Raw genomic sequence first — 23,402 nt, forward strand, 5'->3', positions numbered from 1 at the left:
CCTACCTCTCCTTCTCAGTTACCCGGAAACCTTCCACGCTTTCTGCGGTCTAACAGATAAACCGATCTGTTGCGCGGGATTTCGCGTGGAATTCCGTCTAATCGAATATAGGGAACCTCATATGGTACTTCGTCGATCACCGTAACAAGGAGCTATTTCATGAAGACGCGACATGCCATTGGCTGGGCCGTCCTGATCACGGCCGGCCTGTTCACCCAGGGAGAAGCGGCACGCGGGCAGGTCTCCGGATCCGCCGCGACCGCGGGCGGTCCGTACACGCTGGAGCAGTGTATTCAGATCGCAATGCAGAACAATCCCCAGATCGAGATCGCCCGGAAACAGGTTGAAGTCCAGCAGGCTGCTCTCTTCAGTTCGTATACCGGCGTCATGCCACGGGTAAACGCAAACATCATTGGCGCCAACCGCACGACGTCGGGCGATAGGCCCGTTATCGTAGAAGGCGTTGTGCTCAGGGAAGCGCCGGGCACTACCCGTACGGACTACCGTAATAACGTGTTCCTGAATATGGACCTGTACAACGGCGGCCGGAACTGGAACACGATCCGGCAGGCCAGGCAGGAATCCGAAAGCGAGGAGTTCGCTCAGACCAATACAGAGAACCAGGTCATCGTGAATGTGAAGACCGGATATTACAGCCTGCTGCGGGCCCTGCGGCTCAAGGAAGTGACGGAAGAAAGCGTCCGGCTTAACGAGGAACAACTGCGCCGGACCCAGAGTATGTACGAGATCGGATCCGTGGCCCGCGTGGAAGTGCTCCAGACCACGGCTCAACTCGGCGCAGCACGGATCGACCTGCGTAACCAGGAAAACGCGGTATTGCAGGCCCGAGCCGAACTGGCCAACGTCATGGGCATCGGGTCAAAAGAAACCTTCGAAATCGTAGATCCTTTGGAAGGCGGATCGCTCGACACGACGGCGCTCATGTCCCTGCAGGACGCCCTTCGGATGGCCGACCTCACCAATCCCGCCATCCAGCGGGACGAGGGCGGCATCCGTTCCGCGATGCTCGGGACGAAGGTAGCCAGGGGATTGCTCTGGCCCACGGTATCCGGCAGCATAGGCTACAGCCGGTCCGGTATTCGGTTCCAGGACGTGTACGGCACCTATGACAAGAACTGGAACCTGTCTTTCGGCGTGAATCTGAGCCTGCCGATCCTGAACGGCACGCAGACCTACGCTGATATCTCGCGGGCACAAGCGCAGCAGTTGATCGCGGAGGAAACGCTGCGCCAGACGCGGAGGACTACCTCGCTGACTATCCGGAACGCGTTGCTCGACCTGGAAACGGCCCGGGAAGTCATTACACTCAGCAACGACAACATCGTGGCCTCGGAGGAGAGTCTCCGGCTGGCGGAGGAACGTTACAGGGTGGGTTCCGGCACGCTGCTGGAGGTGTTTACGGCACAGGAGGCCCTGGTCCGGGCAAAATCCAACCTGGCCGGCGCGCAGTATGATTACCTGATCGCCCAGGCGACGCTGGACGGCGCCCTGGGAAAGTAACCGTACCCGATCATTAACACCGGAACGCTCGTATGCCCGTGGATATCCAAACGGATTCCCTAATCTGGATCCTCATCGCCTTCATCATTGCAGGAATCCTGATCTACGGGCTTTCCCGGCGGCTGTTCAGCCTGTTGTCACCGGCCGCCGCCTGGGGTCTCATCGGCCTGCGGATCGCGGCGGCCGCCGTAGCGCTGGCGGTTCTGAGCGATCCCGTCTCGAGAATGGTGCTGGAAAGGTCCGAGTCGCCTCGCCTGGCCATACTCGTCGACACCTCGGCGAGCATGGGTCTGACGGACCGGCTGGGCAGGCGGGACGAAGTCCTGGCCTCGGTCCTTTCAGGCGACGAGTTGCATGCCCTTGAGACCCGTCACCGTATCCATCGCTACCAGTTCGCGGAAGACCTTTCGCCCCTGCCCGAAGGCGTGATCGATTCCCTGTCCACAGAAGGCACGGGTACTGACATCGGCGGCGCCATGTCCTTTCTCGAAGGCGGTTCAGGCGCCGGTCGTTTCGCCGCCGCAGTCCTGGTCACCGACGGCAATTTCACCGCCGGACGCGATCCGCTCAGGGTCGCCGAGAATCTCGATATGCCCGTGTACACGGTGGGCATCGGCGACACGCTGGGCGTCCGGGACATAAGCGTTTCCCATTTGACGGTGAACGAAGTGGTTTACACCGGGAGCAACGTCCCCGTCGAAATCGGCGTGCGCGGCCGCGGGTTCGGCAACGTGCGCGTACCCGTCACCCTGCGGGAAGAAGGCCGCATCCTCCGAAGCGAGGAAGTCACGCTGGATGGCCGGGAAGAGGAACGGACCGTCGTTTTCCACGTCGTCCCCGAGACTGAAGGCATTCACCGGTACCAGGTGGAAGTGCCCGAACTGGATGGCGAGATCACCGCGGGGAATAACCGCCGTGAATTCGCGATCAAAGTGCTGAAGTCCGGACTGCGTGTGCTGTATATCGAAGGCGCTCCCCGTGCCGACATGGGCTTCCTGAGGCGCTCGATGGAGAAGGACGCCAATCTGGAAGTGACCGGCATCCTGCTTCGGCCGGACGATCGGACTTTTCCCGAACCCATGCCTGCTTCGCGGTCGGACTGGTTCTCCTATGACCTCGTCATCCTTGGCAGCGTGGACTATGAACGCATCCGGCCATGGGCGCCATTCCTGGTAGCCTTCGTCGAGGAAAGGGGCGGCGGATTGATCGCCTTCGGCGGTCCGCACAGCTTTGAAATGGGTGGATACGCCGGAACGCCCGTCGGTGATCTGATGCCCTTCGTCATTGCCGCGTCGGCCAGGGGCCTGTCCGAAGAGAGCTTCGTACCGGACCTGACGGCAGCCGGCCGCACGCATCCGATTACCCGTCTGGTTGATGACCCGGCCGAATCGGAGCGGCGCTGGCTGGAACTGCCGCCGTTGCCCGGCATGAACCAGGTCGGACGCGCGAAACCCGGTGCGACGGTACTCGCGAGGCACCCGACCTGGCGGACCGAAGACGAACGCACGCCGGTCATCGCCGAGCATCGTTACGGGCAGGGCCGGGTACTCGGCATCGCCGCCCAGGACCTGTGGCGCTGGGACCTGATGATGTGGGGCAGCGGCGGGACCAACGCGGCGTACGAAAGGTTCTGGAACAACGCCGTAAGGTGGATTACCGTGCGCGAGGGCAGCCGCAGGATACGCGTCGTTTCGGACAAGCTTCAGTACCACGGCGGTGAAACGATCCGCTTCGACGGTCAGGTCTACGATGAAAACTACCGGCCGGTCGAAGGGGCCGAACTGACCGTGGCCGTTCGCCCGGCGCAGGACGAAACAGGTGCGCTTCAAATAAACCTTACTTCGACGGGGCAGGGGTTCGGTCGATACGCGGGACGCCTTCAGTTTCTGCCCGCGGGCGCATACTCCTTCGAAGCGTCCGCCGCGCTGAGCGGCGGATCGATCGGGACGGACCGGGGAGGATTCGTCGTGGGTGAAGCCGGCGCCGAGTTCGAGCGAACCCGCATGAACCGGGAACTGCTGGTCCAGCTGGCCGATATGACGGGCGGCGGTTTCTACCTGCCATCGGACATCGATCGCATGGCCGACAATATCGAGCTGGACGAGATCACCGTACAGGAGTCCCGCACCGTCTCGCTGTGGAACCATCCCGGCGTGCTGGCATTGCTGGTCTGCCTGCTCGCGGCGGAGTGGTTTTACCGGAGGTACCTCGGGATGGTCTGACCGATCGGGCCGGGCGGCGCCGGGACGGAATCGCGCCAGCGGGCGGTCCGCAAGTATCCGTTGACACGGCCGTCCGCTTTCCGTACACTTCCTTTTACCGTTAGGGGCGGCTCCTCGCGAGCCTGAGAATCACGACCCTTCGAACCTGACCTGGGTTATTCCAGCGTAGGGAAACGGCTGAACGAAGCCGTTTCGCACAGAAGCGGCTTTTTCTTTGCCGGTGAGGAAGTGGCGGAGTTCCGTGGCGCAGCGATCGGACATCGTGGTCATCGGCGGCGGGATCGTCGGATTGGCCGTGGCCAGGCGGCTGTGTCTCTCCGGCTGTGCGGTCACGGTACTGGAACGGCACCGGACCGGCCGTGGAGCATCCTGGGCCGCCGCGGGCATGCTGGCGCCCCACTGCGAATTCGATGAACCCGATCCCTTTTTCGCCCTGTGCAAGACCGGATTGGAACGCTACGCCGGTTTCATCGAAACGCTCAGGGAGGAAACCGGATGCCCGATCGATTACAACTCGACCGGGGTGGTTTTTCCGGCATTGAGCGACCGGGGACAGGCGCGGTTGGAGACGCGGTATGAACGGCATCTCCGGGACGGCGTTCCCGTAGAACGGCTGACCGTACGAGAGGCGCGGCGCCTCGAGCCGAATCTGACGAACGGAATCCGCATGGCGCTGCGCTACCCGGACGACCACCAGGTCGAAAACCGGGACGTGATCACGGCCCTCGCGCAATCGGTTCTGAAGGGCGGCGGCGTGATCCAAGAAGGCGTTACCGCGCGTAAAATCCTGCTGGACGGCCACCGTGTCGCCGGAGTGGATACGACGGAAGGCACCTGGAAAGCACAGACGGTGGTGAACGCCATGGGTTGCCGGGCGCGCTACCTGGACGGCATTGCGTCCGCCTGGAGAATCCCCGTCCGGCCGGTGCGCGGGCAGATCCTCGCGTTGCGGGCAGGCAACGCGCCGCCGTTCCGTCACACGATCTATACCAGCGGCGTGTACCTGGTTCCCCGTTCGGATGGACGGTTGATCATCGGCGCTACCGTGGAGGAAGCCGGATTTAGGGACGAGGTCACGCTGGGCGGCGTCATGCAGTTGTTCCGGGACGCCCTCGAACTCGCACCCGGCCTGAAGACCTGGGCGTTGGATTCCACCTGGTCGGGGCTGCGGCCGGTGGCGCGGGACGGATGGCCCGTGCTCGGGGCCACGGGGACGCCGGGTCTGTTCGCGGCTTCGGGGCATGGCCGGAACGGCATACTGCTGGCACCGCTGACCGGAGACCTGCTCGCCGAGGCCATTCTGCACGACCGGGTACCTCGCATCATGCAGCCCTTTCTGCCCGACCGCTTCTACCCGGCCGGTTCCGGAGAGACGAACGATGAACGTGACCGTTAACGGAACGACCAGGAAACTGTCCGGAGCAACGAGCATCGCCGACCTGCTGAAGGAACTCGGCGTGTCTTCCGAGGGAACCGCCGTGGCCCTCAACGGCGCGGTTGTCCCGAGGAAGGAACACGGGACGACCATGCTCGCAGGCGATGACGTGGTCGAGGTGATCCGGGCGGTAGCGGGTGGATGACCATCGTTTCCGCACAGCGCGGAATCCCGTCGCTAAGAGACCATGGACGATTGAAAACGAACCCTGAATCTGTCAAGCTTGGAGGCCCTGGACTGTACAGGCAAAGGAGCAGACCAACATGTGCGCCCTGAAAATAGGCGGTTTGACGTTGGATTCCCGGCTGATACTCGGCACGGGAAAATACGCGAGTTTCGAACTGATGCGGGAATCTTTCGAGGAAAGTGGTACAGGCATGGTTACGTTGGCCATCCGCCGGATCGACCTCGACGATACCTCCGGGCAGTCACTGCTCGACTACATCGACCGCGACCGTTACGAACTGCTGCCCAACACGGCCGGATGCTACACCGCGAGCGACGCCGTGCTGACCTGCGAGTTGGCGCGGGAGGCGCTGGGGACCGATACGGTAAAACTTGAGGTCATAGGGGACGAGAAGACCCTGTTTCCCGATAACGAGGCTACGTTGGAAGCCGCACGCACCCTGGTCGACCGGGGATTCAACGTCATGCCCTATACCATCGACGATCCCATTGTCTGCAAGAAACTCGAGGAGGCGGGCTGCGTCGCGGTCATGCCCCTCGCTGCGCCCATCGGCTCCGGCCTGGGCATCCGCAACCCGCACAACATCGCCATCATCGTGGAGAACAGCCAGGTACCGGTCATCGTCGACGCGGGGGTCGGGACCGCCTCCGACGCGTCCGTCGCCATGGAACTGGGTTGCGACGGCATACTGATGAATACCGGCGTGGCCGGCGCGAAGGACCCGGTAAAGATGGCCGTCGCCATGCGCAAGGCGGTCGAGGCCGGCCGGCTTGCCTACGAAGCGGGACGGATTCCCATGAAGGCCTACGCGTCCGCTTCCAGTCCGCTGAGCGGTGTGATCCACTCATCCTCGTAACAGCCTCCATGGTAGACTTCAGGTTCTATCTGATCGGCGATCGGACCCGCTGCGCCGGACGATCGCTCGCCTCGGCGTTGGGCCAGGCCTGCCGCGCGGGCGTCCGCGCGGTCCAGATCAGGGAGAAAGACCTGAATACTTCGGACCTGCTGGCGTTGACCAGGGAGGTGCAGGCGGAACTCGGACCGCTTCCGCCCGTGCTGATGGTCAACGGCAACCTGGAGGTCGCCGCGGCCTGCGGGGCACAGGGCGTACACCTGCCGGAATCCGGCGTGCCGGTCCGCGAGGCCCGCGAAGCACTCCCCCCTGGTACCCTGATCGGCAGATCGACCCACGGCAAGGAAAGCGCACGCGCCGCGGAAGCGGATGGGGCCGACTTCGTCACGTTCGGACCGGTTTACGATACGCCGTCCAAGGCCGGATACGGTCCGCCCATGGGGCTTCGGGCGCTCGCGGAAGCGGCCGGCTCGGTCACGATCCCGGTTTTTGCCCTGGGTGGCGTGACCCCTGACCGCACGAGGGCGTGCCTGGAAACGGGGGCTTCCGGCGTCGCCGCGATCTCGGCGGTGCTGTCGCAACCCGACATACCCGCGGCCGTCAGAAAGTTCGAAAAGGCCCTCGGCGGCCTGTGACCGTTTGCATCACCGTTCGCGGCTTTTAAAATAGTTGTTGACAATTCCAGTAAACATACCGAAGTTAGTGAGGAACCACTGACATTTCGGATGTTTAAACTACCTTCCGCTTACTTTATCCCAGAGTGAGGCGATGTATGCGGCGCTTATGGAAAGAAATGAATCGAACGCTCCTGATGGCGGGACTGCTTGCAGGTATGATCGGAATCGCATGCAGCGGGACGTCCGTCGAGGAGGAAGCCACGGTCGTCAGCACCGAGACGATCGGCACCGAGATCGGCCATACGGCGCCGAATTTCGAAGTGTATACCATGGATGGAACGAAGGTCACCCTGGAGGACTTCCGGGGCCGGCCCCTGTTCGTGAACTTCTGGGCCTGGTGGTGCCCACCCTGCATCAGGGATGCGGAACCCCTGATGAACATCGCGAAAAAGTACGAGGGACAGATCGACTTTCTCTTCGTCGGTGTGAACAAATTCTACAAGGATGAGCAACCACTCGATCCCACTGAATTCGAGGAAGGATTCGGCCCCGGACTGGAAACCTTCAAGCAAGGACTTCAGGCGTCCAGGCTGGTTCGTCCTTCCGACGAATCGGAGAAGAACGATCCGGATAAATTGGCCGGGATCGCGGCGCGGAACAAGGACGTCATCGCGTACTATATGGACAGCCCATCCTCCCTTTTCGATTTCCGCGGCTACTGGGAACGCCAGTTCCGGGCCAAGACCAACCAGCGCTACGGCATTCCCGTCACCTACCTGATCGACAGCGAGGGACGCATTAAGCTGGATGTCCATCCCAACGATCAGCACTGGGACAAGCACGACGACATCCTGGAAGACCTGATCGCGGGCAAGGACCTGTCCCACTACGCGGAGCGCTTCCCCATACCACCTAAACACCTGCGCGAGGAGGCGATGGACAACTGACAAACGTTACACTCAAAAAAAGGAAAGCCTCTGACGATAGTTGCTACAATTCGTTGAAGAAAGCCTTGTGCGCAGATCTGGACTTCCACGGAAAGGTCAGCCAAAACGCAATACATGGTTGGCATCCGTTTCCGGCTAAATTCCCGCCTCAGCTTCCACAGTTCTTCATCAGAAACTTCACAGACGAAAACGCTGTCGTGCTGGATCCTATGTTTGGCTCCGGGACTACGCTAGTGGAAGCCTTGCAGCTAGGCCGTCGTGCCATCGGCTGTGATATCGATCCGTTGTCGCAGTTGATTATGTCCGCCAAGCTCAGCCATCACAACGCGGTCGATGCGTTATCGACAGGACACCGGATCGTTGAAGGAGCAAAGCGCTTTTACTGGGAACGGAAAGGCGAACTGCAACGAGCGCTGAATCAGCGTTTTGACGAAAAAACACGATCTTTTATAGATTACTGGTTTCTACCACAACAACAACTTGAGTTAGTCGCAATACAGAGAAGTATCGAGTCAACCTCCCCGCAAGACATGAAGTTGTTTTTCCAGGTCGTGTTCTCCTCTACTATTATCGCCAAGTCCGGCGGTGTCTCACTGGCGCGTGATCTGGCTCATACAAGACCTCACAGGGACAACGAGAAAAGCCCCAATTCCGCATTTGTCGAATTTACCAAAAGATTAAAAAACAACGTGGTCGCATTTACAGGCACTTCGCAAATGAGAAACATCGCCGAAATCCGGTCTGCGAGCGCCAACAAAACAGGTTTGCCGACTTCAAGCGTCGATCTGATCGTAACTTCACCCCCGTATGCGAATAACGCGATCGACTACATGAGGGCGCATAAGTTCGCGCTCGTCTGGTTTGGCTGGAAACTGGATGAGCTTACCTCTATTCGTGCTCAATACCTTGGCCACGATACTACCCGTGGAGCAGAGGATAGTCGTTTGCCGAATCAATGTGAAAGGGTTCTTGGTAAACTGGCTGAACTCGACGCTAGGAAAGCCACGGTGTTACGCAGGTATTTCAACGATATGTCGGCGGTAATCGAGGAAATGCACCGAGTATTGAAATCGGGAAAACCCGCCATCGTAGTGGTCGGAACGTCTCAACTTCGGGGCATAGACGTCGAAACACAGAAAGGATTGGCTGCGATCGGTGAAAGCGCTGGATTCAAACTTGCGGGAATCGGGGTTCGCAGACTCGATCGTGACAGACGTATGATGCCTGCCCGATGGAACAAAGACAAGCATTCGCAAATCGAGTCGCGGATGCACGAAGAACACGTTATCGGCTTGGTAAAATCATGACTCAAGGCGACATTGAAAGGCTGAGGCACTCGTATCACAGGTCGATATTCGAAGAGGTTTTGCGAAAAGGAGAATCCGGCGCTCCCAATAATGCGGACAGCGCAAGCGCAACAAGTGTCAGAATCAGTAATGGGATAATCGATCGGATAGGATTTGATGTGAGTAGCGAGGGCCTTGCCGGTCAAACAGCTGGAAGTCGTTTTGAGTCATTAACCCGGGATTTCTTACGTGAAGCCTTCAAGTTACTCCAACATATTCGTCCCGGTGACTGGGTATTTGCCTTGGGTGGAAACATCCGTGATTACGAGCAATATAGCCATTTATCCGAGATCAGAAATGCAGTCAGGCAAAACAAGGAGTTACGAATTGTGTTCGGAGACTACATCGTTACTCCGGATATCACCGTGTGCCGCAAACCTGTCAGTGACGAAGAAATCAACAGATTCGGGGACGTGCTGAGCGATGATGAAATCGCGCTCTATACTCCGTTGCGCTATTTAAACTCCCAAGTCGAGATTCTTCACGCGAGTGTTTCCTGTAAATGGACCATTCGCAGCGATCGTTCACAGAACGCTCGAACCGAAGGACTGAATCTGATCCGCAACCGCAAAGGGAAGACACCCCACATCGTAGTCGTTACTGGTGAACCTTTACCCGCTCGGATCGCCTCTTTGGCTTTTGGCACCGGTGATATCGATTGCGTATATCATTTCGCACTACGCGAATTGATCGATTCGGCGACGGAAAGCGAATCAGATACAGATTTGCTGAACACGTTAGTTGCGGGCAGACGTCTGCGCGACATCAGCGATTTGCCTTTCGACCTGGCAACGTGACCTCGGCAATACAACCGGACGGACAACCATTCCGACTTTCTTCCGAATACTTGTCAGTCTCGCCATTCTGTTTTCGGGTAACTACGCCTTCGCCCAGGAACCTCCCAGACCGCTTTGCGGTACGCTGCATCTCCATCCCTTCGTCCAACCGCCGGAGGGCGGGCTCGCCGCCCGGGCCCACCGGCCCGAACAGTTCGGCCCGGGCCGGCCAACCGTACCCGGCGAAGAGGACCGCACGAACAACCTCGGACATACCTATACGGCCGAGCCCGAATTCTACGTCAGTCCCGGCGGCCACTTCAAGATCTGGTACGTCACCACGACGGAAGACCGGCCTGGTGCGGGCTGGCCGGAACTGGAAGACGGCGCTGACGGCGCCGTTCCCGAGTATGTCCGGCACTGCGCGGTATTCCTGGACGAATCCCGCCGCGTCATCGTGGAAGAACTGGGTTACCGTCCGCCGCCCGTGGACTACGATCATCACGATCGATACGCGGCGATGGATGCGGACGATGGCGGGGACGGGCTATACGACGTCTATATAACCGATCTCCCGAGTCAGTTCAGTGGTTATACCCGTCCGGAGGCAGTCACGACCGGGGCGGCCCTTCCTTCATACATCGTCGTGGACAACGACTACGCCGAGTCCCGGAGGACGGTGGAGAAGGCCCTGGACCTGCTGCGGATCACCGTCGCCCACGAGTACTTCCACGCCGTGCAGTTCGGCTACGACGCGGGGGAGGAGGCTTTCTGGCTGGAACAGAGTGCCGTGTGGATGGAGGAGCAGGTCTACGACGAGGTCGACGACTACCTGACCTACCTGCCTACGTTCAGCGGCTTCCTGACGGAGCCATGGATCTCGCTTGATACCTCGAACGGGGAGCACGAGTACGCGGGCGTGCTCTGGCCGCTGTACCTGCAAAAGCGGCACGACCGGGACCTGATCCGCAAAATCTGGGAACGGACCAGGACGAGCCGGGCGCTGGATGCCATCGACGGGGAACTGCGCAGCGTCGGCAGCGATCTGAAATCCGCCTTCCAGGAGTTCACCACGTGGAACGTCTTCACCGGAGACCGTGCCAATGCGGACCTGTTCCATGAAGAAGGCGCCGCCTGGCCCCAGGTCGAGCTGGGTGGTTTGCATGAACCCGATCTCCCGGGCGCATCGGGCACGTACCTTTTCGACGGTCCCCGGATCCCCGCACACGAGTATCCGGACCACCTCGCCGCGAACTACATACGCTTCGTACCGGATCCCTCGCTTTCCGGCGGGCTGCGCATCGATTTCACGGGCATATCCGGGGAGTGGGGCGTTTCCGTGGCGGCCAGCGGCGATGTCGACACGGTGATGACGGTCCCCGCGACCCGGGGAGGCGTAACCATCGAGGTACCTGACTGGACGCGGTTCGAGACCGTCATGCTCGTAGTGGCGTCCCTCGATCGTACCGGAGACGGTTTCGAGTACGCTTACACGGCGGCCTTCGATCCCGGTCTTACGGGCGACGACCAGTCTGGCCGGCCGATCGCCGCGTCCCTCACCACCTATCCGAATCCCTACTACCTGAGCAGCGGGCCCGCCACCGTCCGATACGAAGTCGGCCGGCCGGGGGAGGTTCAGCTCACCCTGTACAACGTTATGGGCCGGAAGGTCCGCACGCTGGTGGACGGCAACCATGAAGAAGGCACGTTCACCACCACGTGGGACGGGAAGGACGATGGGGGAAGAAGGGTGGCCAGCGGGGTCTATCTGTGCCGGATGACGACCGGAGGGACGGCGGAGCGTATCGAGGTAACGCGCAAGCTGCTGTTCCTAAAATAGAAGATCCGGGAAGGACCGGATGATCTTCTCGCAGGTAGCGGCCGGATCTTCCCCTTCCTCCACGGTGACCCATTCGATGTTCCCGGTCTGCCTGAACCAGGTCAGTTGGCGCTTCGCGTACTGCCGGGACCGCTGCTGAATGGTCGAAACCGCATCTTCCAAGTCCAGCTCGCTCCCGGTGTACCGCAGCATTTCCGCGTAACCAAACGTCGACATGGTATGGGTCCCGGGACCATACCCCCGATCCATCAGGGCGCGGACCTCCGCTTCGAGACCCGATTCGATCATTTTCTCGACCCTGGCGTCGATGCGCGCATAGAGTGCGGCGCGGTCGCGGCGCAACCCGACCAGACGCGTTCCGCGGGATCGAGACTGAACGGATCTTTCGAACCAGGACGTCAGGGTCGCACCCGTCGCATCGTGGACCTCCAGCGCCCTTTCGATACGTTGCCGGTCGTTCACATGGATACGCACGGCGGACGCCGGATCGACAGCGCTCAGCCGTTCATGGAGCGCGTCGGTGGACGCCGATTGGTATCCTTCCGCAAGACGTTGTCTGAGTGCCCGCGGGATCTCCGGCGCGTCGAACAGTCCGCCGGCAAGCGCCTTGATGTACAGCCCCGCACCGCCGACCACGAGGGCCGGCACCTCCCTGGCCGCAAGGTCCTGGATCGCTTCCCGGGCAAGGCGGCCGTATTCGCCGGCGCTGAACCGCACGTCCGGATCGACCACGTCGATGAGGTGATGGGGGGCCGCGGCCTGCTCTTCCGCGGTGGGCTTGGCTGTACCGATATCCATGTACCGGTAGACCTGGCGGGAATCGGCCGAGATGATTTCCGCACCGAAGCGCCGGGCCAGCTCAATACCCACGGCGGTCTTGCCTACGCCGGTGGGACCCACGAGAACCGGTATGGGGCGGCTATCGGCGGCACCGGATGCCATCGGACGGAAGGTCACGAGTCGTTCCCGGCGCGTTCCGCGGTGGAACGCCAGTCGCGAATCGCCCGGGCGACGGCGACGACGGGGGCGGTCCAGATGCGGTCACGGTGTTCCCGGAGATAGCCGCACAGCCCGCTGAAATCGTCTTCCGTCACGGACAGATGCCCTTCCGATATCCCGTGAAAAGTCAAAACGGCCCACTGTCCCTTATTCATCGCCTCCTCGACCAGACCGATCATCCCGGAGCGGGCCTGGCGCTCCACGGGGAAGGAGTAGAGGTGGTGCAGATCGGCGGTCAGGGGGTGATTGGCGAAGTCCCCCTTGCCTCGGCCGGCGATATGATGACGGGCTACGACCGGAACGTAACTCCGGCGGCCCGGTCCCTCGCCCACGTGGGCATGGTAACAGGGATAGCAGAAGGTGAAATCCACCTGTCCCGGGATGGCTTCGGCGATGCGCCGCCTGCCCTCGCCGATCTCCCACTCCATGTCGTCGAGGGTCATCGTCTCCAGGCAGTCCGTGCGGGTCTCTTTGAACGCGCAGGAACAGGGGTGGTTGACCGTATGGTTGCCGACCTCGTGTCCGGCGTCCGCCACGGTCTTCCACGGCGCGAGCAGGCCGTGCCAGTCGGGTCCGCGGGGATTGACGTAAAACGTGCCGTGAAGACCGTTTTCGGCCAGTATCGGGAGGGCCCGGTCGAGCTGGGACGGCATCCCGTCGTCGAAGGTCAGGGAGACGGCGCCTTCGCATCCTTCCCACCAGGGCTGGGGGTGCCCTTCGGTCATGGAGAATCCGCCTTTCATTCATCTTGATTGTATGCCTTGCGCTCCGTATAATATACCATAACCGGTGCCCGGCACCCTGTCAATTTCCCATTAACCGACTTCCTGTTACACATACCATAGAAAGTACCACGCGATGACCTACGGCGACCGTGACCAACTGCTGAGGGACGACGCATACCTGATCCATCCCCTTCAGCACCGCGACGATCATGACGAGCCCCTGATCTGCGTGCGCGCCGAGGGCTCCACACTCTTCGACATCGAGGGCAACCGCTACCTCGACGGGCTTTCGAGCCTCTGGAACGTAAATGTCGGCCACGGCCGGCGCGAGCTGGCGGCCGCCGCCGCGGACCAGATCGAGGAACTGGGGTTCTTTTCCTGCTACGCGGGGGCGACGAATATCCCGGCCATACGCCTGGCCAGCCGCCTGAAGGAACGGGCGCCGGGCGCGCTGAACCATACTTTTTTCACGTCCGGCGGCGCCGTATCCAACGACAGCGCGATCAAGACGGCGCGGTATTTCTGGCAACGGGCCGGCCGGCCGGACAAGACCGGGATCATATCCAGGAGACATGCCTACCACGGCGTGACCATAGGCGCCATGAACGCCACCGGCCTGGAAGCCTACTGGGAGGACTTCGGATCCAGCCTGCCCGGATTCGTCCATATCGACGCGCCCTATCCCTATCACTACCGGCCCGAGGATCCCGGGGTGGGATGCGGCGAGGCGAGCGCCCGAGCGCTCGAGGAAGCGATCCTGCGGGAAGGCCCCGACTCGGTGGCCGCCTTCATCGGAGAGCCCGTGCAGGGCGCGGCGGGCGTCATCGTGCCGCCGGATGACTACTGGCCGAGGGTGCGGGAAATCTGCACGAAGTACGACGTGCTCCTGATCGCCGACGAAGTGATCACCGGGTTCGGCCGCATCGGCCACTGGTTCGGCGTGTCTTACTGGAATATCGAACCGGACATCATCACCTTCGCCAAGGGCATCACCAGCGGGTACGTTCCGCTCGGGGGCATTATCGTCTCGGACGAAATACACGACTGCATCCAGAACGCCCCCGGGGACCGGAAATGGAACCACTCCTTCACCTACTCCGGTCACCCGACCTGCTGCGCCGTCGGGCTGGCGAATCTCGATCTCCTGGAGCACGATGGCCTTATCGAGCGTAGCAGGATCATGGGCGAAATGCTGATGGACGGCCTGCAAACGCTACGGACGCTGCCGCACGTGGGCGACATCCGCGGCATCGGGCTGATGGCCGCCGTGGAGGTTGTGGAAGACCCCGCATCCCGCAAACCCTACGATCCCGCGTCGAAGATAGGCGGACGCATCGTGAAGAAAATGCTCGAGAACGGTGTCTACACCCGTTGCCGGGGAGACAGCGTCAACTTAGCTCCCCCATTCGTCGTAACTACCGAAGAGCTGGACCGGATGGTTAATGTAGCCGGAGAGGCCATTGAATCGGTTACGGCCTGAAGAAGACACAGGGACCAGGAGGCGCGCCATGAAACTCCTCATCGCGATCGTCAACAAAAGGGACATCCAGCATCTTACCGATGCACTGATCGACAACGATTTCCGGTTCACCGAAATCGGCAGCACGGGCGGATTCCTGCGCGCGGGCAATGTCACCCTGTTGATCGGGGTGGACGACGAGCGCGTGCCTCCCGTGCTCGAACTCATTCAGAATCACTGCCACGCTCGGGAGGAAGCCATCGACGTCGCGCAGATCGGCACTCATCTCGACGCCCTGGGGCTGGGGGAGGCCGTAACGACCACGGTGGGCGGCGCGCAGGTTTTTATCATCCAGGCCGAACGCATGGTCGTGGTCTGACTGCGAACCCCTACACATGTCCGGGCTGTCCGGACTGACGGAACAGGAGCACAGCGTTGAGAATCGGCATCATCGGCCACACCGGCTGCGGAGACTTCGGACATTCCCTGGACCAGGCCTTCGTGGGCGTGGATGGCGCCGAGATCGCCGCCCTGGCCGATCCGGTCGAGGAGGGCAGGACGGCGGCGCTGGAACGTACCGGCGCGCAGCAAGGATACGCCCGGTACACGGATATGCTGGAGCGGGAGAAGCTGGACATCGTCGTCCTGGCCACCCACGAGATGAGCAACCATCTCGCCATGGTGGTGGCCGCCGCCGAACAGGGGGCCCACGTGTATGCGGAGAAGCCCCTGGCGCGCACCCCGGCCGAAGTGGACGCCATGGTGGAGGCCTGCGACCGCGCAGGCGTCCTGTTGATCATGGCCCATCCCTGGCGGGGACGGCCGGAAATCCAGCGCCAGGCCATCCCCATGATCCGGGACGGAGGGATCGGGGAACCGCGCTGGGCCCGCATGTACGGTTTCGGCGGAGAACACGGGGGAGACCAGTGGCTCATCGATCTCTATCCCCACTTCTTCGATTTCCTGTGGCAGCTCTTCGGCGAACCGTCGTGGTGCCAGGCGATCATTACCCAGGACGGCCTTCCGGCCCGCCCGTCGGACCGGAAGGAAGGGCTGTTCGGCATGGGCACCTCCGCGGGAAACGGCCTGTGGGCCCATTACCAGTTCGACGGTTTCAACGCGGAGTTCGAGTCCTTCGCGGGCGACGGCATCGAGAACCCCTATCGCATCGACATCCACGGGACAGAGGGCACGCTTATCCTGCCCGGTCCCACGCAGGACGGGCCGGACATCTACTTTCACCCCCATTCCAACCCGCGGCCCTTCGACGACGACCGCTGGGAAGTACTCGCCCACGAGCGGGTATCGGGCGGGGAGAAATGGATCAACGCCCACCATCGCATGGCCCGTTCCATGATGGACCTCATCGAAGGCAGAAAGCCCGAATACGAGCTCTGTCACGCGCGCACGGCCCGCCGCCATATCGAAATGGCCATGGCGGCGCACCGTTCCCACATCACGGGCGCACGGGTGGCCTTTCCCTTTGCCGAAACGGGCAACCCCTTCGACACCTGGACGGAAGAAGGGCGGTCGTAGATGGACATGGACCGCTTCCGGCACCACCTGGCCGGGCCCGTCGCCTCGATCAACACCCCTTTTCTTAAAAATGACGCCATCGATTACGACGGGTTGCGCCGGTTCGTGGATTTCTGCATCGAAGCCGGGGCCGGTACCGTCCTGTTCACGCCCGGGGACAGTCTCTATTCGGTGCTTACCGAGGCGGAAGTCGCGGAGTTGACGGCCTTTACCGCCGGCGTCGTGAACAAGCGGGCACTGTTCATCGCAAGCGCGGGGTTCTGGTCCACGCCGCAGACCGCCGCCTTTGCTCATTACGCCCGGGACCGCGGCGCGGACGCGGTGATCGTGGCGCCGCCCGACCGCGGGATGACGGTGGACGGGCTCGTGGCCTACTACGATGCGGTTTCACGGGCCCTGCCGGCCTTCATCCTGAGCGCCGGGCTGGTGAGCGTAGGGGTCCGGGGCGCGCTGGAAACGGTCGAACGGCTCCTGGACGAGGTACCGGGCGTCGTGGGATTCAAGGAAGACTTCGGTCCCGATTTTGCCCGGGGCGCCTGCGCCAGGGCCCACGACAAGTGGGTGATCTTCGCCGGCGGCCAGAAGCAGACCCACATGGACATGCTGCCGTACGGCTGCGACGGGTACATGTCGACCTTCATCAAGTTCAAGCCGGACGTAGCCCACGCCTACTGGGCCGCCATAGAGCGCGGAGACCTCGATGCGGCCACGGACGTCATCGCGCGCTACGACATGCCCTTTTTCGACTATCTGTACAACACCTTCCCGGCGGGCGGCGACGCGGCGCAGCACGCCGTCCTGGAACTGGCCGACATCTGCGGCCGCTGGCGGAGAAGTCCCCTGCCCGATCTCTCGGACGCGGAGATGGAGCGACTGAAGGGATTCCTGATGGACGGCGATATGCTTTAATGGATACTCGCCCATGCAAATAGGCTATACGACCTGGGGCATGCCCAACATCCCCGTGGACCAGGCCCTGTCGTTCCTGCACGACGTGGGTTTCGACGCAGTGGAATTGACAGTACTGCCGAACTATACGACGGCCGTGGACGGGCTCGACGCCGGTGAACGGCGGCGCATCAAGGCGCTCTGTGCCGGATACGGCCTGGCCATGCCCGCCGTCGCTGCCCACCGCTCGCTCCTCGAAGAGGACCCCGATGCCCATCGCGAGAACATGCGCCTGCTGAAACGGGCCGTCGACCTGTGCGCGGAATGGAGCGACGGCCGCGGCGCACCGGTCCTGGACACGGTAATGGGCGGCGCCCCGGAAGACTGGGAAACCAGGCAGGACTTCATTTTCGAACGGGTCCGGGATCTGGTGGATTACGCGGCGGCCAGCGGCGTGGTGATCGGCATGGAAGCCCACGTAGGATGCGCCCTGGACACCGCGGAGAAATCCATCCAGCTCGTGGAAAGCATGGACTCGCCCCACCTGGGGCTCAATTTCGACATCAGTCACTTCGACGTCCTGGGCATGCCCATCGAGGATGCGGTCCGGCTCATGGCGCCCCACGCGGTCCATACCCACGTCAAGGACCAGCGGGGCCGCGTACCCGATTTCGAGTTTCTCGTGCCAGGAGAGGGCGATTTCGATTTTCTGGCCTACCTGCGCGCCATGCATGCTGCCGGATACGAGGGTTCCATCACCGCGGAGGTCAGCAACATGGTGCAGAGGAAACCGGGATACGACCCCTTCGAAGCGGCCGCCCTGTGTTTCCGGACCCTGGAGAAAGCCTTCGCCGAAGCCGGCGTGCCCCGGCCGTGAATATGCGGCGCGTCATTTGAAAACCCGCGAATGAAAGGAAGAACATGGAATACCGCTATCTGGGCAAGACCGGCCTGCAGGTGTCGCCGATCTGCCTCGGCACGGCCTTCCGGGGCGCGATCGACGAGCACGCCGGCATCCGGGTGATCGAGACGGCCCTCGACCTGGGGTGCAACTTCATCGACTCGGCGTTCTACGGGGAGGGGAGGTCCGAGAAGATCATCGGGAAAGCGCTCAAGGGCCGGCGCGAACAGGTCGTGCTGTGCACCAAGATCTTCGGCACCGCGGGCAAGGGGCCCAACTACACGGGGCTTTCACGGTTCAACCTGATGCAGGGCGTGGAGAAAAGCCTGAAACGGCTGCAGACCGACTATATCGACCTCTACCTGGCCCACAGTTTCGACCCGGTCACGCCGCTCGAGGAAACCCTTTCGACCTTCGACGACCTCGTGCGCCAGGGCAAGGTCCGGTACATCGGCTGCAGCAACTGGCCGGTGTACAAGGTGGTGGATGCCCTCTGGACCAGCGACCGGCGCAACCTGGAACCCTTCGTCTGCCTGCAGTACAACTACAGCCTGCTGGCCCGGTGGGAGACGGAGCTCGAGCTCATGCCCATGGCCAGAGACCACGGGCTCGGGCTCATGTGCTACAGCCCGCTCGCCATCGGCCTGCTGACCGGCCAGTTCCGCCGCGGGGCCGTACCGCCCGAGAACAGTCCCTGGGGGAAGAACCCCCGTCCGGGACTGAGCCGCTCACAGTATCCTTTCGACGAGGCCATGACCGACAAGCTGGACGGCATCGTGCAGACGCTGATTGACGTGGGGGAAAAGTACGGGAAGTCGCCGGCCCAGGTGGCGCTGGCCTGGATCCTGGACCACGAAGAGGTGACGGCGCCCATCATCGGTCCGGATTTTCCCGAGCAGGTCGAGGAGTCCTTTGGGGCCATGGGATGGACGCTCGATCCGGAGGACCGCACCTTGCTGGACGAGGTCTCCGCTCCGGACCTTCCGGGGAAATACGCCTGAGTTCGACGTAAGGATGGCGCCGGCCTGCCCGCGTCGGAATCCCGATCCGGCCAGACGGCTCGCCCGTTATGGACGCCTTGCCTGTTATGGACGCCGGCCCGTCAGCCGAAGGGTTCGTCCCGGTTCCCGGCAGGCGGCTTGCGCTTCTTCGCTTCCACCCTGGTGGCGTTGTAGATGGCTCGAATGCGGCGGAACTTCTGCGCGACGAGCGCGATGAAAACCACCAGGATCACGCCCAGTACGACCTGGTAAAGCGGGTTTTCCCAGCCCAGTATAACCGGCCAGAGCGCGAGGATGGCGAGGATGGTGAAGCCCGCTTCGAGTTTTTCTTTTGTTGTCATAACCGACGTCTCTCTTCCGGAATCCGACGTCTCTCTTCCGGGTCCACGGCCAATCAGAAATCGAATTCCACTTCCACCAACCGGTTCTCTCTCGAGGCCGTCTCACACCCCTCGATGAGTTGTATCGGACCCTTCGCCCATTCCCCCGTGATCTCCAGGGGCAGGCCGGCGAGCAGGTGATCGGCCACGTTCTTGTAATAACCTTGCCAGTTATGTCCCCGGTCATAGGGTTTCACTTCGACGACGCGGTGGCGGCCGTCGGCCGAGGCCATGGTCACCGTACCCGCGCCGTCCCCGCCTTCCATGACGATCGATCCGGCGGTTCCCTGGACGGTCCACATGGGCCTGCGGGACGCATGGATAGATGAGGTTATGAACTGCGCCTCGACGCCGGAATCGAAACGGGCGTAGGCCCGGCAGTAGTCCTCGTTGGTGTTGCTGTGCCAGACCCGCTTCATGTAGTTCCCGTAGAGCGTCGCCCGCTTGTTGATCCGGTTGCCCTGTCCGTCGAACCGCGGCACCAGTTGCAGGATCTTCTCGAAATTGTGGGCGCCCCAATCGTACATCGCCCCGCCGGAAACCGGCTTGTGGGACCGCCACGCCTGGCCCGGCAGGCCGTACCCCACCAGAGCGCTTTCAATCGAATAGACCTCGCCGATATCGCCCCGGTCGACGATCTCCCTCATCGAAAGGATGTCCGGATCCCAGTGCCGGTTATGGTACACCGAGATCATGACGCCCTGGTCCCTGGCCAGGCCGATCAGTTCGTCCGCCTCGGAAACCTTGACCGTGAAGGGCTTCTCCGTGATGACATGCAGGCCCGCTTCAAGCAGCGGCTTCGCCACGGACGCGTGGTAGGCGTGGGGCACGATGACGATGGCGAGGTCGACGAGCCCGCTTCCGGCCATCTCCCCGGCATCCTCGAACATGGGCATGTCCTCGCCCTGCTCTTCACGCGCCGCTTCCAGCCGGGCGGGGTCCCGGTCGCAAACCGCCCCCAGTTCGAACCCCTGCGTCGCGGCGATCTGCTCGCTGTGGTGCCTCCCCATGCCGAACAACGGTCCGTATCCCACCAGCCCGATCCGGACGGGCGATCCGTCGGTCATCCCGCACACGTAACGTAGCCCCTTGATCAACTGGTCCTGGAAGTCGGCATGGACGAAGGTGCGGTTGTCGTGGCCGAGGGCGGTGTAGAACACCCGTCCCTTTCCGTAATCCCGCAGGTAGCCCAAAGGCTGGCGTTCGAGTTTCCAGATTCCGTGCTGGAACCACCTGAGCGGCGCCTCCGTCTTGATGTCCATGTTGTAGCATTCGTCCTGCACACGGAAACTCCGGCTCATGCGCGGCAGGATGTCGTCGAAGGCCGGATCGATTTCCACGTCGAAGTCGCCCAGCGGATCGTGGCCGATGAACTCGGTGCCGATCATCTCGATGTAATCGGCGTACTGCGCCAGTCCCGCGTTCGCGGTGTGCACGGCCAGCAGTCCGCCGCCGTTCCGCACGTATCCGGTGATCCCCTTTTCCTGGTCCCGGGTCAGTTCTCCGGACGCGATGTAGAGCGCCACGGCATCATAAACCGACGGGTCGCAGAGCGCATTCCGGTCGTCGGTGACGTCCAGGGTGAACTGCGAAGCGCCGTTCACGAGCCGCTCGAACATGGCGGCGAACTGGCTGAACGGTGGACTGTGCGCGTTGATCAAGAGCAGTATGCGTTTCACGGCGGTCCCTTCTCAGGCGGGTGGAAGAGTAGTAGGCTTCAGGCTGCCGCCTGCCGTTCGGCGTCCAGCGTGACCCGGATGCCGAACCGCAGATAGCCCAGGGAAAGCAGTACGCATGCCGGCCACCAGAACCAGTCCGGCAGCGGAGATTCCATGAGCATGTGCACGGTGTCCAGCACGACGGCCGGCGTGACGGCGATGATGGCCAGGTTCAGGAGCGTACGGTACGGCAGCGCTCCTCCGGTTGACGCCGTGAAAAAGGATGCCACGTAGGCGTACAGCAGCGTCTGCACGGTCCGGTACGCGTAGGACAGCACGAGCAGTATGGGGAATAGCAGTGTATTGACCAGGGAGCGGGTCCAGTCGGCGATCACGTACAGGTCTTCCCGGGTCAGCGTCTCCGGTGGTCCGTCCGGCAGGGACGTAACGTCGACCTGGTCGCCCTCTCCCCGGATGAATATCTGGGTGCGCGTTACCAGCACCGGCGCCTCGGTGTCGTCCAGGCTGGTGTACTGTCCGGTGGGGTCGATGACGGCCAGCACCGTCCCGTCCCGGTCACGCAGGAGCGTCGGCCGGGACGAGGACGAGGACAGTTCGCCGCCGGACAGACTGAGATCGGGGACCTGGTCGATATAAAATGGGGCTTCCCGACTGACCCATTCATCCACCTGGCTCTGCGTCTGGAGGGTGAAGGGAATCCAGGTCAGCGCCAGCAGCAGGAGGAGGTACAGAAAGGTACGGTTGCGCCAGTGACGGGCTGCATCCTCGTAAATCGCCCCGTCGTAGAAGGCCATCCAGAGTGGATGCAGAATACTGAATCGACGCATGGCAAAATCCTAAACCGAACTGGCTACCGAGCCGTCCGACCTGAGCAACGTGTTCGCGGTATTCATCGGGGTAAAAACCGCTCCCTCCAGCCGTTCGTCGTCCAGTTCCACACCTAGGCCCGGGTCCCGGGGAATCGGGATGTAACCGCCTTCCCGGCGTATATTGGTCCGGTACAATTTGCTGGCTTCCGATTCATCGCCCATGCTGTACTCCTGGGTCACGAAATTGGGGATGCTGGTATCCAGGTGTACGGAAGCGGCGGTGATGAGGGGCGTCAGGAAATTGTGCGTCACGACGGCGCAGTGGTGGGCCTCGGCGATGGCCGCGATCTTCTTGCAGTGGGTCAGGCCGCCGGCGAGGGCCACGTCAGGCCGCACGTATTGCGGTCCCCCGTGGGCCAGGAGTTCCTGGAATTCCCAGATGGTATTCAGGCGTTCTCCGTTCCCGACGGGGATCCCGATTCTCCGGGCGATTTCGCCCTGGGCCATGATACTGTCGATCTGGATGGGGTCCTCGATGAAATAGAGGTTGAATTCGGTCAACGCGTTGGCCAGGGGCATGGCGGTCAGCGGCGTCAGCTTGCGGTGGACCTCCACGATGAGATCCATGTCGGGACCGCCGCCTTCGCGGGCTGCCGCGACGAGATCCCGTGCGGTGCGGATCATCCGGTCGAGGGCCATGTCCTGGTAGCCGCCCGGCAGGGGATCGAACTTGAGCGCCGTGAAGCCCTCCGACGCCGCGTTCCTGGCGGATTCGAGCATGGCCTCCGGGGTGCCGCCGCCGCCCAGCAGGTGCAGCCTGACCCGGTCCCGGCAGTTTCCGCCGAGCAGTTCCCATATCGGTACGCCGAAGTGCTTGCCCTTGATGTCCCACAGGGCGATGTCGACGGCGCTGACGGCCCCGGACAGGGCGCTTCCCCGGAAGGGCGACATGCGGTAGAGATACTGCCAGTGATGCTCGATGCGGAACGGATCCTGCCCGACCAGGTAATCCTTGAACCGTTCCACGATCTGGTGCACGGCTTCGGGATATCCCCAGCAGGCCGTCTGTCCGACCCCGGTGAGCCCGCTGTCGGTCCGGACGCGGATGACGTATCCGCCGCCGATGAAGTACGAGGTGATGTCTTCTATTTTCACGTCGGAAACCTCTCATTACGCCGATGCGGGTATGATCCCGGCGCCTGGCAGTGACCCCGGATCAGCATGCGGTTGCCCTTCGGATCAGTAGCTGCCGGTAGCTGCCAGTAGCTTTCGGATAGACCC

Annotated in this window: 22 protein-coding genes and 1 riboswitch; of the genes, 16 read left to right on the top strand and 6 right to left on the bottom strand. The window is 62.1% G+C overall.

Going from position 1 to position 23,402, the window contains the following annotated elements; translation table 11 throughout:
* The first annotated feature begins 159 nt into the window (after nucleotides 1-159).
* The 10 genes from F4X08_11280 to F4X08_11325 all read left to right on the top strand — a co-directional run bounded on the left by F4X08_11280 (nucleotide 160) and on the right by F4X08_11325 (nucleotide 11,744).
* A complete protein-coding gene (locus F4X08_11280; GenBank protein ID MYD26382.1) occupies nucleotides 160-1,521 on the top strand; it encodes a TolC family protein in 1,362 nt (453 codons plus the stop codon).
* 32 nt (nucleotides 1,522-1,553) lie between these two features.
* Nucleotides 1,554-3,743: a hypothetical protein gene (locus F4X08_11285; protein ID MYD26383.1), complete on the top strand. Its 2,190-nt coding sequence runs from the start codon at nucleotides 1,554-1,556 to the stop codon at nucleotides 3,741-3,743.
* A 92-nt stretch (nucleotides 3,744-3,835) separates the two neighbouring features.
* A riboswitch (TPP riboswitch) is annotated at nucleotides 3,836-3,932 on the top strand.
* Between the two features lie 25 nt (nucleotides 3,933-3,957).
* Nucleotides 3,958-5,139, top strand: coding sequence for a glycine oxidase ThiO (gene thiO / locus F4X08_11290; protein MYD26384.1), 1,182 nt, complete (start codon nucleotides 3,958-3,960; stop codon nucleotides 5,137-5,139).
* Nucleotides 5,123-5,323, top strand: a complete 201-nt coding sequence (gene thiS / locus F4X08_11295) for a sulfur carrier protein ThiS (protein MYD26385.1) — start codon at nucleotides 5,123-5,125, stop codon at nucleotides 5,321-5,323. Before thiO ends, thiS begins: the two co-directional genes overlap by 17 nt.
* A gap of 118 nt (nucleotides 5,324-5,441) precedes the next feature.
* Complete coding sequence (locus F4X08_11300; protein ID MYD26386.1) at nucleotides 5,442-6,221, top strand: thiazole synthase; 780 nt, start codon at nucleotides 5,442-5,444, stop codon at nucleotides 6,219-6,221.
* An 8-nt stretch (nucleotides 6,222-6,229) separates the two neighbouring features.
* Entirely contained in the window at nucleotides 6,230-6,853 is a 624-nt protein-coding gene (gene thiE, locus F4X08_11305; GenBank protein MYD26387.1) for a thiamine phosphate synthase, read from the top strand.
* 137 nt (nucleotides 6,854-6,990) lie between these two features.
* The gene (locus F4X08_11310; protein MYD26388.1) at nucleotides 6,991-7,782 is read left to right on the top strand and encodes a TlpA family protein disulfide reductase; all 792 of its coding nucleotides are present in this window, start codon (nucleotides 6,991-6,993) and stop codon (nucleotides 7,780-7,782) included.
* Nucleotides 7,779-9,089, top strand: a complete 1,311-nt coding sequence (locus F4X08_11315; GenBank protein ID MYD26389.1) for a hypothetical protein — start codon at nucleotides 7,779-7,781, stop codon at nucleotides 9,087-9,089. Before F4X08_11310 ends, F4X08_11315 begins: the two co-directional genes overlap by 4 nt.
* Nucleotides 9,086-9,925, top strand: coding sequence for a restriction endonuclease (locus F4X08_11320; GenBank protein ID MYD26390.1), 840 nt, complete (start codon nucleotides 9,086-9,088; stop codon nucleotides 9,923-9,925). The genes F4X08_11315 and F4X08_11320 overlap by 4 nt, the downstream gene beginning before the upstream one ends.
* Nucleotides 9,870-11,744 (top strand): T9SS type A sorting domain-containing protein, encoded by a 1,875-nt coding sequence (locus F4X08_11325; protein MYD26391.1) that lies wholly within the window; start codon nucleotides 9,870-9,872, stop codon nucleotides 11,742-11,744. The genes F4X08_11320 and F4X08_11325 overlap by 56 nt, the downstream gene beginning before the upstream one ends.
* Here the strand turns inward: F4X08_11325 and miaA are convergent.
* Entirely contained in the window at nucleotides 11,736-12,701 is a 966-nt protein-coding gene (miaA, locus tag F4X08_11330; protein ID MYD26392.1) for a tRNA (adenosine(37)-N6)-dimethylallyltransferase MiaA, read from the bottom strand. The two genes, F4X08_11325 and miaA, sit on opposite strands and share 9 nt — an antisense overlap.
* Nucleotides 12,698-13,486: a polysaccharide deacetylase family protein gene (locus F4X08_11335; protein MYD26393.1), complete on the bottom strand. Its 789-nt coding sequence runs from the start codon at nucleotides 13,484-13,486 to the stop codon at nucleotides 12,698-12,700. The genes miaA and F4X08_11335 overlap by 4 nt, the downstream gene beginning before the upstream one ends.
* Before the next feature lie 115 nt (nucleotides 13,487-13,601).
* On the opposite strand from F4X08_11335, the gene F4X08_11340 reads away from it, so the two are divergent.
* Genes F4X08_11340 through F4X08_11365 form a run of 6 tightly spaced genes read left to right on the top strand, consistent with a single transcriptional unit; the run spans nucleotide 13,602 to nucleotide 19,253 of the window.
* Nucleotides 13,602-14,948 (top strand): aspartate aminotransferase family protein, encoded by a 1,347-nt coding sequence (locus F4X08_11340; GenBank protein MYD26394.1) that lies wholly within the window; start codon nucleotides 13,602-13,604, stop codon nucleotides 14,946-14,948.
* A gap of 28 nt (nucleotides 14,949-14,976) precedes the next feature.
* Nucleotides 14,977-15,306, top strand: coding sequence for a hypothetical protein (locus F4X08_11345; GenBank protein ID MYD26395.1), 330 nt, complete (start codon nucleotides 14,977-14,979; stop codon nucleotides 15,304-15,306).
* 56 nt (nucleotides 15,307-15,362) lie between these two features.
* Complete coding sequence (locus F4X08_11350) at nucleotides 15,363-16,463, top strand: Gfo/Idh/MocA family oxidoreductase (GenBank protein ID MYD26396.1); 1,101 nt, start codon at nucleotides 15,363-15,365, stop codon at nucleotides 16,461-16,463.
* Nucleotides 16,464-17,372: a dihydrodipicolinate synthase family protein gene (locus F4X08_11355; protein ID MYD26397.1), complete on the top strand. Its 909-nt coding sequence runs from the start codon at nucleotides 16,464-16,466 to the stop codon at nucleotides 17,370-17,372.
* A gap of 13 nt (nucleotides 17,373-17,385) precedes the next feature.
* Nucleotides 17,386-18,228: a sugar phosphate isomerase/epimerase gene (locus F4X08_11360; protein ID MYD26398.1), complete on the top strand. Its 843-nt coding sequence runs from the start codon at nucleotides 17,386-17,388 to the stop codon at nucleotides 18,226-18,228.
* Nucleotides 18,229-18,272: 44 nt separating this feature from the next.
* The gene (locus tag F4X08_11365) at nucleotides 18,273-19,253 is read left to right on the top strand and encodes an aldo/keto reductase (protein ID MYD26399.1); all 981 of its coding nucleotides are present in this window, start codon (nucleotides 18,273-18,275) and stop codon (nucleotides 19,251-19,253) included.
* Nucleotides 19,254-19,354: 101 nt separating this feature from the next.
* Here F4X08_11365 and F4X08_11370 read toward each other — a convergent pair whose 3' ends face one another.
* Genes F4X08_11370 through F4X08_11385 form a run of 4 tightly spaced genes read right to left on the bottom strand, consistent with a single transcriptional unit; the run spans nucleotide 19,355 to nucleotide 23,276 of the window.
* Entirely contained in the window at nucleotides 19,355-19,594 is a 240-nt protein-coding gene (locus F4X08_11370) for a hypothetical protein (GenBank protein ID MYD26400.1), read from the bottom strand.
* 53 nt (nucleotides 19,595-19,647) lie between these two features.
* Nucleotides 19,648-21,312 (bottom strand): hypothetical protein, encoded by a 1,665-nt coding sequence (locus F4X08_11375; protein ID MYD26401.1) that lies wholly within the window; start codon nucleotides 21,310-21,312, stop codon nucleotides 19,648-19,650.
* A 38-nt stretch (nucleotides 21,313-21,350) separates the two neighbouring features.
* Entirely contained in the window at nucleotides 21,351-22,139 is a 789-nt protein-coding gene (locus tag F4X08_11380; protein MYD26402.1) for a DUF1189 domain-containing protein, read from the bottom strand.
* Between the two features lie 9 nt (nucleotides 22,140-22,148).
* The gene (locus tag F4X08_11385; protein MYD26403.1) at nucleotides 22,149-23,276 is read right to left on the bottom strand and encodes a mandelate racemase/muconate lactonizing enzyme family protein; all 1,128 of its coding nucleotides are present in this window, start codon (nucleotides 23,274-23,276) and stop codon (nucleotides 22,149-22,151) included.
* Nucleotides 23,277-23,402 lie beyond the last annotated feature (126 nt).

The sequence above is a fragment of the Gemmatimonadota bacterium genome (assembly GCA_009841265.1).
Lineage (GTDB): Bacteria > JAAXHH01 > JAAXHH01 > JAAXHH01 > JAAXHH01 > JAAXHH01.

Coding starts and splice junctions, on each gene's coding strand:
- F4X08_11280 (MYD26382.1), top strand. CDS start 160: ATGAAGACGCGACATGCCATTGGCTGGGCCGTCCTGATCACGGCCGGC.
- F4X08_11285 (MYD26383.1), top strand. CDS start 1,554: ATGCCCGTGGATATCCAAACGGATTCCCTAATCTGGATCCTCATCGCC.
- thiS (MYD26385.1), top strand. CDS start 5,123: ATGAACGTGACCGTTAACGGAACGACCAGGAAACTGTCCGGAGCAACG.
- F4X08_11300 (MYD26386.1), top strand. CDS start 5,442: ATGTGCGCCCTGAAAATAGGCGGTTTGACGTTGGATTCCCGGCTGATA.
- thiE (MYD26387.1), top strand. CDS start 6,230: ATGGTAGACTTCAGGTTCTATCTGATCGGCGATCGGACCCGCTGCGCC.
- F4X08_11310 (MYD26388.1), top strand. CDS start 6,991: ATGCGGCGCTTATGGAAAGAAATGAATCGAACGCTCCTGATGGCGGGA.
- F4X08_11320 (MYD26390.1), top strand. CDS start 9,086: ATGACTCAAGGCGACATTGAAAGGCTGAGGCACTCGTATCACAGGTCG.
- F4X08_11335 (MYD26393.1), bottom strand. CDS start 13,486: ATGAAAGGCGGATTCTCCATGACCGAAGGGCACCCCCAGCCCTGGTGG.
- F4X08_11340 (MYD26394.1), top strand. CDS start 13,602: ATGACCTACGGCGACCGTGACCAACTGCTGAGGGACGACGCATACCTG.
- F4X08_11345 (MYD26395.1), top strand. CDS start 14,977: ATGAAACTCCTCATCGCGATCGTCAACAAAAGGGACATCCAGCATCTT.
- F4X08_11355 (MYD26397.1), top strand. CDS start 16,464: ATGGACATGGACCGCTTCCGGCACCACCTGGCCGGGCCCGTCGCCTCG.
- F4X08_11360 (MYD26398.1), top strand. CDS start 17,386: ATGCAAATAGGCTATACGACCTGGGGCATGCCCAACATCCCCGTGGAC.
- F4X08_11365 (MYD26399.1), top strand. CDS start 18,273: ATGGAATACCGCTATCTGGGCAAGACCGGCCTGCAGGTGTCGCCGATC.
- F4X08_11370 (MYD26400.1), bottom strand. CDS start 19,594: ATGACAACAAAAGAAAAACTCGAAGCGGGCTTCACCATCCTCGCCATC.
- F4X08_11380 (MYD26402.1), bottom strand. CDS start 22,139: ATGCGTCGATTCAGTATTCTGCATCCACTCTGGATGGCCTTCTACGAC.